Genomic DNA, 14,386 nt, shown 5'->3' on the forward strand with positions numbered 1-14,386 from the left:
TTCAGGACACTCGATTAGTTTGAATGAGTTCGACTGGTCGCATCTGCTGATTGTCGTTGTTGGTCCACAGGCACAGCGCAGCGCGGCGCTGTTCGCCCTTGATGAAACTCAACGTACCCAGAGAAGTGGTGAAAGCGCCGCGATTGAGGTCGGCAATAAAGTCGTCGGAGGTCGCCTGCAGTTCGCTGACGATTTCCAGCGCCGCGATCGTCTCGAGAAAGAACACCCCAGGCATTTCACCGTAGCGCCGGACATATTCGCGCACGCATGGCGCCTCAGGATTGATCAGCCCGGCAGGCGCGAAGCCAACGCCGCGAATGCGCCCTGCGTTGATCGACGCTGGAATGCCCAGATGTGCACAAGCGGCATCGTCGGTGAGGATGAAATCGCGGTGTACTTCCTTGCTCTCGCAGGCCTGCAGAAACATCTCACTGCGGGCTCCGGTGCCGATGAAGACAATGCTCGAGTCTTTTTCAGCCACGCCAGAATCACGAGGCCGGCAGGCCAGCGTCGACTTGAGAAGGCCGGCCAGGTTCTGTGCATAACTGGATTCGTCGGTGTAGACCTCGATGTTGAACTCATCGCCTGGCGCGAACAGGCCCAGCATGGTCTCGACGATATCCCGGTTGTTTGCGCACACCCGGAACACCGAATCCCGATCCAGCGTCAGGTTGGTTTCCGTCGCGGAGGGCAACAACACGGCAATCCCGTGCTCGGCATAGAAACCGGCGGCACCGATTGCCGAGCTGCTTGCATAGTGCCCCACCACTACATCGACCCCCTGGGACACCAGGTAGTCGGCGGCGTGCGCGCCCCCTTCCAGCGAGCCATAGTCCTCACAGAGGATGAACTCGATCTCGTCACCTACGAACAGATCCTTGTAGATCTGCAAGGCACGCAGGACCGTCTCGGTGTGTATCGACCTGGCAGGATCCAGAATAGCGGCGAAGCCGCAGCGCAGTGATTTTTTCATTGGACCAGATCGACCTCGGGAAAACGTGCAAGGCCGTACACTGCGCTACCTTGTCCGAGTACCGGCCGCCCCTGGGAGCGCCCCGACAGCAACGTATTCTTGACGTTCTGGGCAACGGCCAGCGCGATCTTGTAGCCAATGCCGCAGAAGCCGGTGGCGGCAATGCAGCGATGATTCGCGTCGACGAAATCCAGTACCGGGCGACCATCCACGGTGTAAGAGTCAAAACCCTTGAGCACCGAAACCACATCATCGGCACGGTGATTGATCTTCGATCCCCCTAAGCGCGCGAGGATATCCGGCGCAATCAGCTTCTGGTCATAATCGAGCGCCTCGGGATTTTTCGCCGACACCCTGATCTTCGACCCGGCCTGGTAGAAGCCTCGATTGAGCGGGATAAGGTGGGTGCCGGTCTTGGTGTCGATGATCGGCAGGGGAATCTCGTGAGCGGTCGACAGGCTGGCCAATGGAATGCTCTTGGTATCAATCGGCAAGAACTCACAAAGGTCACCGGACCAGGCCCCTGCGGCCAGCACCACATAATCGGCCTCAAGCACGACATTCGCGCACCGCACCGTGACGCCACTGGCCGTGGTGCTGAAGCTGTCGACCTGAGTGTGCTCCATCACTGTATTACCAGCAGACTTGACCATGAACGCCAGATCACGCGCGGCCTTGCGGATATCACCAAAGCCGCCCTTGGCCTCATAGAGAACGGTGCGCACGTTGTCAGCCGAGTAGCAACCGCAACTGAGCTCGTAGGCTTTTTGTGCGCTGATCAGTTCCAGCGGATACAACGCATCGCTATAGGTGTTGATGCACTCGTTGATCGAGTCATAGTTGAGCTGGGTCTTTTCGCAGGCATAGAGAATCCCCGAGCGTTTCAGACTCTGGGCGAATACCTGACCTACCCGGGTCTCTTCCATCATCTCGATGCTCAGACGCGAGAGCTTGGCAATCTCCCGATCCGGGTCGTATAAACGAAACAAGGCCCCTGAAAATTTGGTTGCGCCATTGCCACCGATCGTCTCCTTTTCCAGCAAGGTGACCTGATGGCCTTCGACAGCCAGATTGGCGGCAATGGTGGTGCCGATGATCCCGCCACCAATGACGATAATACGTGCTGAATTAGTCAATCCGAGGCTCCTTGCCTGATTGTTCAAGGCCCAGCAGCGAAGAGAAGGTGTCCAGTTCATGCGCACTGAGCTGACTGCGCAGGACACCGGCGAGCTTCGGCATGGTTGGCGCACAGAGCAGAGTGAACAGCACCATCAGATTGCGCCGTACTCGGCCCTGCTCGATATCCATGTCCAGCGCCTCAAGCATCACCATCAGCATCTGCGCAATGTGCTTGATCGAAAAATTGTCATGCCGGGAACACTGCTGCCATTGCTCGACAACAGCTGCTTCGAAGTCAGACAACAACAGTGCATCGGAGGTATGCGCAGCCTGCGCCTGATCGAAAAACGCCGAGGAAATCTTCGGCAGCAGTTCAACGAAAATGCGTTTGCGCCAGGCCCAGAACTCTTCAGGGGAAAAGTTCTCGGTCTGCTCCTCTGGAGCGATCAATGACACGTAAAAACGCACGCTGTCGGAACAGGCATCACACACCAGGTCGCGAACCCAGATGGCATGACCGCGACTGGTCGAGAAATCCAGGCCATCGAGCTTCAGGAATGCATTGGTGTAAAACGCATTGCTGAACTTGAACTGCTCGTTCAGCAACACCTGCGCGGGATAGGCCAGCACATGGCTGTAGGAACAATCTATGCCAAGGAAATTGACCATGCGCGTCTTGTCGCTGAACAACAGCTCATAGGCATCGCGCGCTTGTTCGTTGCTCTCGGACAGCGCCTTGAGCGCGGCAAAGTAACCCGCCTGCCCCATGAACCAGGTATGCACCCGGTGCGCTTCATCATCATAGAGCTTGAGGCCCGACTCATCGGGACGGGTCACGCCCCAATCGAGCACGCCACGGGCAAACGCGTCGTCGATCCAGGCCCTGAGCTGCGGACGCATTGGCGACTGGGCCAGCCGTGCGCGCAACGCCGGAGCCACCGCAGAAAACTTGAGAAACTTGCGTTCCACCGGCAGGTGAGAAACCGGTTGTTTACACAGAATGCACTTCAGATCCTTCATTTCCAGGGCATTCGGTGCCATCGCACAAAACTCGCACTGACTCGGGTCAGAGCTGTTGCCACAATGGTTGCAGCCGCCCCGGGCGAATGCTTCGTAACCCCATACCTGGCAATGCTCACAGTAGGGCTCGATACTGGGCTTGGACTGGATCAGGCCACTGTCCAGGCCATGCTCGTAGAGCATCCGCGCAGCCGCTTCGAAATGACTGTTCTGGTACGACTCCAGCCAGTAGTCGACCTCAATGCCGACCATGCGCAGCGACTGCTGGATCTTCGCCGAGTTCTCCTTGGCCAGTGCCACTTCATCACCGGAGATTTCCATGGCCTTGCGTCGCAGGTACGACTGATAGTCATCCGAATAAGACACCAGATAACACGGGTTGCCCCTCAGACGCTGAGTTCGGGTAAAGATGTCGGCACTCAGAAACGGACCGGCAATATGGCCGATGTGCAGATCACCATTGGGCGTCGGCGGAGTAATGGTGACAATGAACTGATCATTCATGGCTGTTCTCCCAGCGACTTGAGAAAGTCTTTCGAACTTTCCCGGTCCCACCAGATCGAATAGAAGTGAAAGTCTGCCTCGCTGTCATTGATCACCGAGTGCTCGGTGTTCAACGGCAGCAGAATCAGATCGCCTTTTTCAGCCACCACGAATTCTTCACCGACCCGGACATTTGCCCGGCCATCGATAGCGATGAACAATTCATACTCATCATGGGAATGGCGCCGACTCTCGGTACCAGGACGAACCACGCACCAGGCGCCACCGAAGGGCGACTTCATGCCCTCCCAGGGCAGCAGCCTGGAACCATCCAGGTCATACTCATGAACCAGCGCCCCCCAGTTCATCTTGCGAAAGACCGTCATTGCCCGGCCTCCTCGCTGGCATCGAGCGCACTCATGTGCTCGGCCAGAACCTGCTCCAGAACCGCCAGCGCCTGGTCGACGCTTTCAGCGCTGACATTCAACGGTGGTAGCACCCGCAGAACGGTATCGTCGCGCCCGCCCAGCTCGGTGATCAGGCCATGGCGCAACGCGCGCTGCTGAATCTTCGCCGCCGTTGCTTCACAGACTTTGCCCGTGCGCGGGCTGAGAATTTCGACCCCCAGCATCAAGCCAAGACCGCGAACCTCACCCACCAGGGCAAAGTCCCGCTGCAGGTTTTCGAGGCGGCTGCGGATCTGTTGCGAGCGCTCGCGGACATTGCCCAGCACATCATCGCGCTTGAACACTTCAATCGCCTTGGCGCCTGCAACGAATGCCAGCTGATTACCGCGGAAGGTGCCGATATGACTGCCCGACGGCCAATTTTTCAGCGACTTCTGGTAGAACATCAGTGCCGATGGCAAGCCAATGCCACTGGTACCTTTTGAGGTCACAAAGATGTCCGGAGTGATGCCGTACTGCTCGAATGCATACCAGGTCCCGGTGCGTCCGCAGCCGGTCTGGATTTCATCGATGATCAGCGGAATGGAAAATTTCTTCGCTACCCGGGCAACCCGCTCGACAAAGGTTTTGTCGGCCACATAAGCCCCGCCTTCGCCCTGTACCAATTCAAGGATGATCGCCGCGACATTGCCAAGCCCGGAATTGACATCTTCGAGCGCCGACTCCAGCAGCAGCGCAGCATCCACTTGTGCCTGGTTCAACACAGCGCTGGCTTGCGAGCGGGAAGTCGATCCATAAGGGAAGAAATGCACACCCGGCATTTTCCCGGGCACATTCTTTTTCATGCTGCGGTTGCCGGTCAGCGACAGGGCACCGTTGGTACAACCGTGGTAACCACCGCGGAAACTGATGACTTCATCGCCACCGGTAACCGCCTTGGCCAGTTTGATCGCAGCTTCCACCGCATCTGCACCGGTCGGACCGCAGAAATGCATGCGGTAGGTGTCACGCACCGCGGCAGGCAGCATACTCAAATGCGCATCGGTAAATTGCTCTTTGGCCAGCGTCGGAAAATCCAGGCCCATGCACAGTGTCCCGGCCTGCTCTACAACTTGAGCAACAACTTCCGGATGCGAATGGCCCAGTGGCAAAGAGCCGGCCCCCGAAAGGAAATCAATAAATACGTTGCCATCAAGGTCTTCTACATAACAACCCTGGCCTTTCGCCAATGAAATAGGCAGGCGTTTAGGGTAGGAAATCGCCGTCGACTCCTGCTCGGACTGTTTGAGCAACGCTTGTTGTGAACGAGGTCCTGGGATGTCAGTCTGCACGCTTATTTTATTCATGGCTCAGGCTTCTGTTTTCATCATGTTGGCGGACGCGGTACGATGCCCGCGAAGTTGATTGATCGACTCGACAATATTCTTCGAACGAATCGACACCAGACTTAACGAGCCGGCATCACCCATCCCGTGGGAAGACTCGCAAAGTCCGTTCAGGTACAACCCCAACTCATCAAGACCGTCCAGCTCCAGGCGATAATCACGACCGACCTGCATATCACCAGACTCATCTTTTTCCAGGAGTGGCTGTAATGTATTCAACAACGGCGGACAGGCCTCCTGATGCGCCAACCGGCCGAAATCACGAAAACCGGTGGCAGAAATAACCAGATCGACTTCCAGTGAAGTAATTGCCTCATCGCTGTGCGCCGCGACCAACTCCAGTGACACCGTCGAATCGATCATCACGGCGCTGACAATTTCCACTGAGTTGTGCACTTTCAGTTTATTGTTGCCAAAATGCCTGTCGCGATACAGGGTCCGGTACAACTCATCCAGCACATCGGCGTCGGACGCTGAGTAGTTGGTCAGATTCAGATCATCCTTGAGCCGTTGTTTATGCTCAGGCTTACTGCTGTAAAACAGATCAACAAACCCAGGAAAGTAAACTTCCCCAGTAAACGGCGAGGTATCTTTCAGGCGATAACCAAATTTTCGCGATACGCCATGAACGGCCACATGGGGAAACTTATCGGCCAGGTAGATCATGATTTCGATCGCCGACTGACTGCCCCCGACGATTGCAACACTGGTGATTTCACCGGCATTGAGTCGATCGATAATGGTGTTGAACTTCGCCCCATGCACCAGCTGCTCGCGGCCCAACCCGCTGAGCACCGGCGGAATGAACGGCGTGCGCCCGGTTCCCAGGACCAGATTCATGCAGGTATAGGTCTTGCCCGCCTCGGTTTTGATCTCGAAGCGTGCTGTGCCCTCGGACTCCGGCAGCGCACGGATGCTGCTGACAACCGTGGAGTACTCCACCGACTCATTGAAATGTTCAGCGGCCCACTTGATGTAGTCACGATATTCATAGCGATAGGGAAAGTACAGGCCCATGTTCAAGTGCTCGAACAACCGCCCCTTCTCGAACAGGTAGTTGGTAAAAGAATAATAGCTTCGCGGATTGCGCGGTGTGGCCAAGTCACGCAGCGGATGGTTCTGAATATCGGAGTTGGCCAGCAACAAACCTGTTTGCCATTCACTCGATGCTTCTTTTTCCAAGAACAGACATCGCGCCCCCGGCGACTCCTCTTCCAGCGTAATTGCCAGCGAAATATTCGAAGGCCCGAAGCCCACACCAATTATGTCGTAATGCGCAGATGCACTCACCCTTAGCCTCCTTCTAATATTGAACCGTCCATACAACACTTTGGCGATACCAACACCTCGCCCAACGAGCACTTGTTACACCGAAAATACCGACTATGCTTATTGCTTAAGAGTTGGTCCTACCAACAACCAGCAAAACGCTATCACTTGCATTTACCGATGCATAATCATTTTATCTAAAGACACTGTTTAGTTTTTCTAAGGTCAAGTCTTTACACAAACTATTGCGCAACTGAAAAATTACCGTCACACTTTTTCAGTACACCGTAGATCAACCTTAAAGTTACCCACGCACAAAAAGTAATAAGCTTATTCTTTTTTTGCTTGGCGCCACCAAGATTGCCAAGGGGCGTTGCCAATCAGTCAATTCGTAACCATTTGTTTCAAGAGTCAGAAAGCACCAGACATCTGGTCTTAGCGTGGCTTCTTAGTTAGCCAAGGCAGGCGACGCCTGAAACCACGGCATCGTGAAAATGCACTCTGTGTAAAGCGAGGCAGTGATCGTTGAAATACGCAGCGCTCATTGTTCAGGTTCCACGCTGTGGTAGCATCGCGGCGCTTTGAATAAGATCATCAATACAAGGAGCATATCGATGACTGCCGTCTTACCGCTATTGGCACTCAGGGCTTTTACTGAAGTCGGCAGACGAGGGAGCGTTAAAGCTGCTGCGCAATCCATGGGGGTATCGCCCGGCGCAGTCAGTCAACAAATCAGAATTCTCGAAGACCGTGTCGGCTTCTCGCTGTTTTTGCGCACCTCCAAAGGCATCAAACTCACGGCACGTGCCGAGCGGGTTTACGACACCCTGCTGATATCCTTTGACAACATCGACAAGTCGTTGAAATCGCTGCGCGCGATGCAGTACGAGCATAAAGTCTCGATCAACACCACGCCGGCATTCGCCGCTTCCTGGCTGATCCCCAAACTCACCGAGTTCTATAGCAAGTACCCCCACATAGAAATAAGCATCGAGTCGTCCAACGAGCTGGTCGACCTGAAGCGCAGTTCCACCGATATCGCCCTGCGCCATGGTCTGGGCAACTACCCGGGACTGAGCACCATGCGCCTGATCGCACCACGCCTGATTCCAGTCGCCACCCCCGCGCTGCTGGCCAGTGGCCCTGCCATCCATAATGTTGAAGACTGCCTGCATTACACCTTGCTGCAGGATTCGGACCGGGCGGACTGGCACTTATGGCTGCAGGCCCACGGTATCAACGATGATGTCCGCGCACGCAAAGGGCCAAGTTTCGAGGATGATTTTCTGCTGGCCCGTGCCGCCGCAACCGGTCAGGGGCTGGCTCTGGTTCCAGAGTTCTGCGTCGAGGAAGAGTTGCGCGAAGGCAAATTGTGCGTTGCCCTGGAAAAAACCTGGCCTGCGCGGTTTGCTTACTACGCCGTGACACTCCCGGAAACACTGCGCCGCTCGGAGATCAGAGAAGTACTCAACTGGCTGATCGAACAGACCCATGACGAGCAGGTGTTCGAACAGGACGTGGCGCTGGGTTAGCCGCGCCATTCCCCCAGCAGCCGCACGCACTCCACAACCGCTGTTGCCTTTCCAGATCCGCCAGGCCAAGACACTCCTGCCACCCCCAGGCTTGCAGACATCTTTTCAGAGACCGCCCTCCAGTCGAACAGGTTTAGAAAAACTATCCCGAAACCTCAGGGAATATCGTTTTTCCTCTTGCTAAAAGCTCAATAGTATCCGGATACCAAAATCCATAAAGCTTTAGCAAATCTCACCTTTCGGCTGGGGAAAATCATGTCTACGACACCTGTCATCCAAGTACTAGCTCGATATCGACACGCCTTGCGATCAGTTCAGCCTGGCTTATGCCAGCCGCACACTCTGGGCCGAGGCAAATCATGAAGACTCAAGCACAGCACCCTCAGCGTTTCTCGAAGCCGCTGGCATTCACAGCCCTCGCCCTGCTCTGCGCCATTGGCGGACTTTACCTCTACGACAACCATCGCAAGCACGCGGCTGAACAGGCAGCGCTGGCTACGGGTGAAGCAGATCCGATTCCTGTTGAAGTAGCCGCGGTGCGCAGCGAGGTGCTTCCGGCAACGGTCAAGGCCATCGGCACCGTGGTCGCCGATCATCAAGTGCTGGTCGCCGCCGAAGTGGCCGGGCGCATCACCAAAGTGCATTTCACCAGTGGCCAGACCATCAGTGCCGGCACCCCCCTGGTGCAACTGAACGACGGCCCGCTGCGCAGTGAACTGGAACGTCGCCAGGTCGCTTTGCGCCTGGCCCAGACTCACCTGGAACGGGCCAAGCGCTTGCGTGGCCAGACCATGTCCAACGCCGAGTACGAACAGCACGTGGCCGCCTATGACGAAGCCCGCGCGCTGGTCGCCCAATCACAGGAAGACATTTCCCAACGCCTGGTACGCGCACCGTTCGCCGGTGAGCTTGGTCTCAGGCGCATCAACCTTGGCCAGTACGTGGAAGCTGGCACGCCGATCGCCACGTTGACCGACAACCGCGTGCTGCACATTGATTTCACTGTCCCCGAGCGCAATCGCGCAGCGCTCAAGACCGGCCTGCAGGTACGGGTCAAAGGTGATGGCGACAGCGCCAGGACCATCGCCGGGCAAATCACGGCAATCGATCCGCAGGTGGACAAGGAAAATCACGCCATACGCGTACGTGCCACCCTGCGCAAGGATGCCCAAGACGCCTTGTGGCCCGGTAAATTTGCCCACGTCGCACTCGAACTGACGCCCGGGCCTGCCGTCACCACCATTCCTACCGTAGCTCTGGAATCGTCGCTAACCGGCGAGCGCATCTATGCCCTGCGAGAAAGCGAAGGAGCGTTGCGCGCGCAGCTGGTTTCCGTGCGTACCGGTGCGCAATCGGATGGCCGCACCGAAGTGCTGGGCAACACCTTGAACGAAGGCGATCTGGTGGTCATAGCCGGTCAGATCAACCTGCAGGACGGCGTCCTGGTTGCGCCCCGGCAAACCGAGGCACTTGCCCCCGGGAGCGAAACTGTCGGCTCCTACACCGGTAAAAAGGAATAGACCGCCATGGCTTTCACCGACATTTTCATTCGTCGCCCGGTGCTGACGCTGGCCTTTGCCTTGCTGATCGCCCTGGTGGGCATTCGCGCGCTGATGGACCTGCCCCTGCGCCAGTACCCCAAGATTGAAAGCGCCGTGATCACCGTCACCACCGAGTACCCGGGCGCGCCGGCCGAGCTGATGCAAGGCTTTGTCACCACCACCCTGGCCCAAGCGGTCGCCACCACCCAAGGTGTCGAGTACTTGAGCTCATCCTCGGAACAGGGGTTGAGCACCATCACCGCCTACCTGCGCCTGAACGCCAACTCTGACGCGGCCCTCACCGAGGTACTGGCCAAGGTCAACGAGGTACGCTACCTGCTTCCCGAAGAAGCCTACGACCCGGTGGTAGTACGCCAGGCTCCCGGTGCGATCGGGGTGATCTATGCCGGTTTCAGCCCTGAGCAAGGCGAACCGTTGACCGGCATCACCGACTACCTGATGCGCGTCGCGCGCCCCATGCTGACCACCGTCGAAGGCGTGGCGGCAGTCAACGTACTGGGCGGACAGAACCTGTCGATGCGTATCTGGCTCGACCCACTGCGCATGGCTGCTCACGGCATTACTGCTGCCGACGTTGACCGGGCCATCGAAGAAAATAACTACCAGGCGGCGCCCGGCCAGATCAAGGGGGCGCTGGTGGTTGCCAACGTCCGTATCGACACCAACCTCAACACGGTCGAAGGCTTCAAGCGACTGGTAGTGAAAAAAGGCGAAAGCCTGGTGCGCCTCGAAGATATTGCCACGGTCGAAATCGGCACCCAGAGCCGCGACCAGATCACCGGCATGAATGGCGAGGCAGCGGTGTACCTTGAGGTCATGGCGACACCCGGGGGTAACCCGCTGACCATTTCACGCCAGGCCAGGCAGGTACTCGACAAACTGAACCTGCCACCGGGAGTGAAAATGGCGATCCCCTACGATGTCACGGTGTTCATCGATGCCGCGATTGACAACGTCCTGGTCAAGTTCGTGATTGCCGGCCTGGAAGTGGTGCTGGTGATTTTCCTCTTCCTTGGTTCCATGCGTGCGGTCGCTGTACCCGTGCTGAGCATTCCGCTGTCGCTGCTCGGCGCGGCCGCGATCATGCTTGCCCTCGGCTTCAGCCTCAATCTGTTGACGCTGCTGGCGATGGTCCTGGCCATCGGCCTGGTGGTCGACGATGCGATTGTGGTGGTGGAAAACGTCCATCGGCGCATGGAAGAAGGCGAATCATCATTACAGGCCGCCAAGAACGGCGCCCGGGAGATTGCCGGCCCGGTGCTGACCATGGCCGCAACCCTGGTTGCGGTGTATGCGCCGCTGGGACTGATCGGCGGCCTGACCGGCGCCTTGTTCAGCGAGTTTGCCTTTACTCTGGCGGCCGCCGTCGCAGTATCGGCAATTGTCGCCCTCACCGTTTCACCAACCGTGGCTGCCAAGCTGCTCAACCACGGTTCACCCAGCCGCTTTGCACGCGGTGTCGAGTCCGTCACCAACCGCGTGGTCGATGCCTATGACCGTGTGCTGGGCAAGGTACTCAAGGATGTTCGCCTGGCGCTGGTGATTGGCCTGGGGGCCATGGCAAGCCTGCCCGTCCTGTTCAATGGCCTGCAGTCGGAGCTGGCTCCGGCCGAGGACCAGGGCGAAATCGTCGTCGATATGAAGGCACCGCAAGCCAGCAGCCTGGAGTTCCTTGAAGCGCAGGCCAAACGTGTCGAGGCGACCTTGCTGTCCATTCCGGAGACCGGCACGGTCTATATGGTGGCAGGCGTTGGCGCCTCGTTGAACAAGGGTTGGGCCGGGGTCATGCTCAAGCCCTGGAGCGAACGTGAACGCTCGGCCGAAGAGATCATGGCCGAACTGCAAGGCAACCTCGCCTCGGTGGAAGGCATTGCCGGATCGGCCTTCCTGCCTGCACCACTACCGGGATCGGTAGGTGGTTTTCCGGTGCAATTGGTGGTGACGTCTGCCGCCAGGCACGAGGAAGTCTATGAAAACATGGAGAAGGTCAAAGCCGCGGCACGTAACAGCGGACTGTTCGCCTTCGTCGACTCCGACCTGACCTTTACCAACCCCACCGTGCTGGTACGTGTCGACCGCTCCAAGGCTCACGACCTGGGCCTGGACATGAAGGAAATCGGCGATACCTTTGCCCGCCTGGTAGGCGAGTCCTATGTCAACCGCTTCGGCGCCCAGGGCCGCTCCTACGATGTCATCCCACAAGCGCCGCGAGACCAGCGCCTGACCGCAGAGTTTCTCGAAAGCTACTACATCCGCACTGCCAGCGGCGGACAGGTGCCGCTCTCGACAGTGATCAGCCTGGAGCGCGGGGTCGAGGCCAACGCCCTGACCCAGTTCAATCAACTCAACAGCTCGACCCTGGTGGCGATCCCGGCACCCAACGTCACCCTCGGTCAGGCCGTGGCCTTCCTGCAGCAAGAAGTCGCACAGCTGCCGGCAGACTACCAGCATGACTTCCTCGGGGAATCACGCCAGTACCTGCAAGAACAGGGTGGCTTTGCGATCACCTTCGCCTTTGCTCTGGCCTTCATTTTCCTGGTGCTGGCAGCGCAGTTTGAAAGCGTTCGCGACCCACTGCTGATCCTGACCACCGTCCCGCTGGCGGCCTGCGGAGCGCTGACAGCGATGTTCTTCGGCTTTGCAACACTGAACATCTACACCCAGATCGGCCTGGTAACGCTCATAGGCCTGATCGCCAAGCACGGGATCCTGATCGTCGAGTTCGCCAACGCCGCACAGCGTAACCTGAACCTGGACAGGGTCGAGGCCGTACGTGCCGCTGCCCGCACCCGTGTCCGCCCAATCCTGATGACCACTGCGGCGATGATTGGCGGGCTGCTGCCGCTGCTGTTCGCCAGCGGCGCCGGTGCTGGCAGCCAGAGCTCGATCGCGGTGGTGCTGGTGGCGGGCCTGATGGTCGGCACCTTGTTCACCCTGTTCGTCCTGCCTGCGGTATACGCCCGCTTTGGCCGGCAATTGGCGGCCACAGCCACACAACCACAGGCACACGATCAAGCGCTGCAGGCAACCCCTGATCATCTCTGACCCATGCCTTCAGGACCGCTCAGCGAAAAGGATATCCAATGACAATCATCGAAAAAGTTTCCACTCCCACCGGCGCTCGATTATCGCTGACCCTGGGCTTGCCCTTGGCCCTGGCAATACTCAGCGGCTGTTCGCTCACCCCCGATTACTCACGCCCGGACGACGCCGGGAACTGGGTGTACAAAGAAGCGCCGGCACTGCCACAGCATCAGGCTGGTTCCTGGAAGCAGGCACAGCCGTCTGAAGAGCAGCTTCGCGGCCAGTGGTGGCGGGTGTTTGGCGACCCGCGCCTCGACCAGCTTGAAGAACAGGCCGTACTGGCCAACCCCGGACTGCAGGCCGCCGCTGCGCGGCTCAAGCAAGCGCGCGCCTTGCAGCGCGACGCCCGCGCAGAAAAAATGCCACGCATCGATGCTGCCTTCGGTCCATCGCGCCAGCGCGAGTCTCCGGCCTCTCAGGACCTGCCCGACGGTGGCCCGGCCAACACCTTCACACTGTGGCGCGCAGAGCTGGGTATCAGCTATGAAGTTGACCTGGCCGGAAGGATCGACGCGCAAGTTGAAGCGGCCACGGCCGAACTGGAGAAAAGCGGCGCACTGTATCGCACAGTACTGCTGGCTTTGCAGGCCGATGTCGCGGAAAACTACTTCCTGATTCGTGAACTGGACACACAACTGTATGTCTATCGACGCACCCTGGAATTGCGCAATGACACCTACCGCCTGATCAAGCACCGTCACGACAATGGCGATGCCGGCGAGCTCGATCTGGTCCGCGCGCACAGCGAACTTGAGGCCGCACGCTCCGAAGCGCTGGGTGTCGAGCGCAATCGCGCCTCGGCAGAACACGCCCTGGCCATCCTGCTCGGACTTGCTCCGGCAACGTTCAGCCTCGAACCCCAGTTGCTCACAGCGAAAGACATCGAAATCCCTCCTGGCCTGCCCTCTTCCCTGCTCGAGCGCCGACCGGACATCGCCGCTGCAGAACGTGCCATGGCGGCAGCCAACGCGCGCATCGGCATCGCTAAAGCGGCGTTCTTCCCGAAGCTGGAACTCACGGCTTCGGGCGGTTTCGAATCCAGTGAACTGGGTAATCTGTTCGAGTGGTCCAGCCGCACCTTCCTGCTCGGTCCGCTGGTAGGCGCCGCGATGACGCTGCCCTTGTTCGATGGTGGTCGTCGCCAGGCCGGCGTGGACTACTCGCGCGCAGCCTACGAGGAGGATGTAGCGCGCTACCGGGAAGTGGTGCTCAAAGCGTTCGCGGAAGTCGAAGACAATCTTGCGCTCTTGCGCATCATGGCCGAACAGAGCCGCGCGCAGCAGATCGCCCTGTCAGCGTCGGAGCGGGCAGCACAGCTTTCCCACCTGCAATATCGCGAAGGCTCGCATACCCAGCTCGATACCATTGATGCCGACCGCACCATGCTCGCCCAGCAACTGGCAAGTGCCCGCCTCAACAGCGACAAGGCGCGCTCAACCGTGCGCCTGGTCCGGGCGCTGGGTGGCGGCTGGGAAGATGCGCTGCAAAAGCAGCACGCCATTGTCAGCAACATCCGCAGCGAATGATCAAGCGCCGCCCTGGCTATCAGCAG

The 14,386-nt window shown here is 58.4% G+C and carries 10 protein-coding genes; 4 read left to right on the forward strand and 6 right to left on the reverse strand.

The window, feature by feature from the left end:
- Nucleotide 1: 1 nt before the first annotated feature.
- From ACVI9W_RS05255 to ACVI9W_RS05280, 6 genes are read right to left on the reverse strand one after another with little or no spacing between them, the layout of a single operon-like run.
- Nucleotides 2-973, reverse strand: coding sequence for an ABC transporter substrate-binding protein (locus tag ACVI9W_RS05255; RefSeq protein ID WP_461529389.1), 972 nt, complete (start codon nt 971-973; stop codon nt 2-4).
- On the reverse strand, nt 970-2,109 hold the full coding sequence (locus ACVI9W_RS05260; protein ID WP_461529390.1) for an NAD(P)/FAD-dependent oxidoreductase: 1,140 nt from the start codon (nt 2,107-2,109) through the stop codon (nt 970-972). The genes ACVI9W_RS05255 and ACVI9W_RS05260 overlap by 4 nt, the downstream gene beginning before the upstream one ends.
- Nucleotides 2,102-3,616, reverse strand: coding sequence for a methionine--tRNA ligase (locus ACVI9W_RS05265; RefSeq protein WP_461529391.1), 1,515 nt, complete (start codon nt 3,614-3,616; stop codon nt 2,102-2,104). The genes ACVI9W_RS05260 and ACVI9W_RS05265 overlap by 8 nt, the downstream gene beginning before the upstream one ends.
- Nucleotides 3,613-3,981, reverse strand: coding sequence for a cupin domain-containing protein (locus tag ACVI9W_RS05270; protein WP_461529392.1), 369 nt, complete (start codon nt 3,979-3,981; stop codon nt 3,613-3,615). Before ACVI9W_RS05270 ends, ACVI9W_RS05265 begins: the two co-directional genes overlap by 4 nt.
- A complete protein-coding gene (locus ACVI9W_RS05275) occupies nt 3,978-5,348 on the reverse strand; it encodes an aspartate aminotransferase family protein (RefSeq protein WP_461529393.1) in 1,371 nt (456 codons plus the stop codon). Before ACVI9W_RS05275 ends, ACVI9W_RS05270 begins: the two co-directional genes overlap by 4 nt.
- Before the next feature lie 3 nt (nt 5,349-5,351).
- Nucleotides 5,352-6,677 (reverse strand): lysine N(6)-hydroxylase/L-ornithine N(5)-oxygenase family protein, encoded by a 1,326-nt coding sequence (locus ACVI9W_RS05280; RefSeq protein ID WP_461529394.1) that lies wholly within the window; start codon nt 6,675-6,677, stop codon nt 5,352-5,354.
- Nucleotides 6,678-7,270: 593 nt separating this feature from the next.
- Between ACVI9W_RS05280 and ACVI9W_RS05285 the strand changes: the two genes are divergently transcribed.
- The 4 genes from ACVI9W_RS05285 (at nt 7,271) to ACVI9W_RS05300 (ending at nt 14,360) form a co-directional block, all read left to right on the forward strand.
- Nucleotides 7,271-8,188 carry a LysR substrate-binding domain-containing protein gene (locus ACVI9W_RS05285; protein ID WP_461529395.1) on the forward strand — a complete coding sequence of 306 codons (918 nt, stop codon included), beginning with the start codon at nt 7,271-7,273 and terminating at the stop codon, nt 8,186-8,188.
- 359 nt (nt 8,189-8,547) lie between these two features.
- Entirely contained in the window at nt 8,548-9,708 is a 1,161-nt protein-coding gene (locus ACVI9W_RS05290; protein WP_461529396.1) for an efflux RND transporter periplasmic adaptor subunit, read from the forward strand.
- Between the two features lie 6 nt (nt 9,709-9,714).
- Entirely contained in the window at nt 9,715-12,795 is a 3,081-nt protein-coding gene (locus ACVI9W_RS05295; RefSeq protein WP_461529397.1) for an efflux RND transporter permease subunit, read from the forward strand.
- A 38-nt stretch (nt 12,796-12,833) separates the two neighbouring features.
- Nucleotides 12,834-14,360, forward strand: a complete 1,527-nt coding sequence (locus ACVI9W_RS05300) for an efflux transporter outer membrane subunit (RefSeq protein WP_461529398.1) — start codon at nt 12,834-12,836, stop codon at nt 14,358-14,360.
- Nucleotides 14,361-14,386: the final 26 nt, after the last annotated feature.

It is taken from the genome of Pseudomonas sp. 210_17 TE3656, from assembly GCF_054821965.1.

Coding starts and splice junctions, on each gene's coding strand:
- ACVI9W_RS05290 (WP_461529396.1), top strand. CDS start 8,548: ATGAAGACTCAAGCACAGCACCCTCAGCGTTTCTCGAAGCCGCTGGCA.
- ACVI9W_RS05255 (WP_461529389.1), bottom strand. CDS start 973: ATGAAAAAATCACTGCGCTGCGGCTTCGCCGCTATTCTGGATCCTGCC.
- ACVI9W_RS05270 (WP_461529392.1), bottom strand. CDS start 3,981: ATGACGGTCTTTCGCAAGATGAACTGGGGGGCGCTGGTTCATGAGTAT.
- ACVI9W_RS05285 (WP_461529395.1), top strand. CDS start 7,271: ATGACTGCCGTCTTACCGCTATTGGCACTCAGGGCTTTTACTGAAGTC.
- ACVI9W_RS05275 (WP_461529393.1), bottom strand. CDS start 5,348: ATGAATAAAATAAGCGTGCAGACTGACATCCCAGGACCTCGTTCACAA.
- ACVI9W_RS05300 (WP_461529398.1), top strand. CDS start 12,834: ATGACAATCATCGAAAAAGTTTCCACTCCCACCGGCGCTCGATTATCG.
- ACVI9W_RS05265 (WP_461529391.1), bottom strand. CDS start 3,616: ATGAATGATCAGTTCATTGTCACCATTACTCCGCCGACGCCCAATGGT.
- ACVI9W_RS05295 (WP_461529397.1), top strand. CDS start 9,715: ATGGCTTTCACCGACATTTTCATTCGTCGCCCGGTGCTGACGCTGGCC.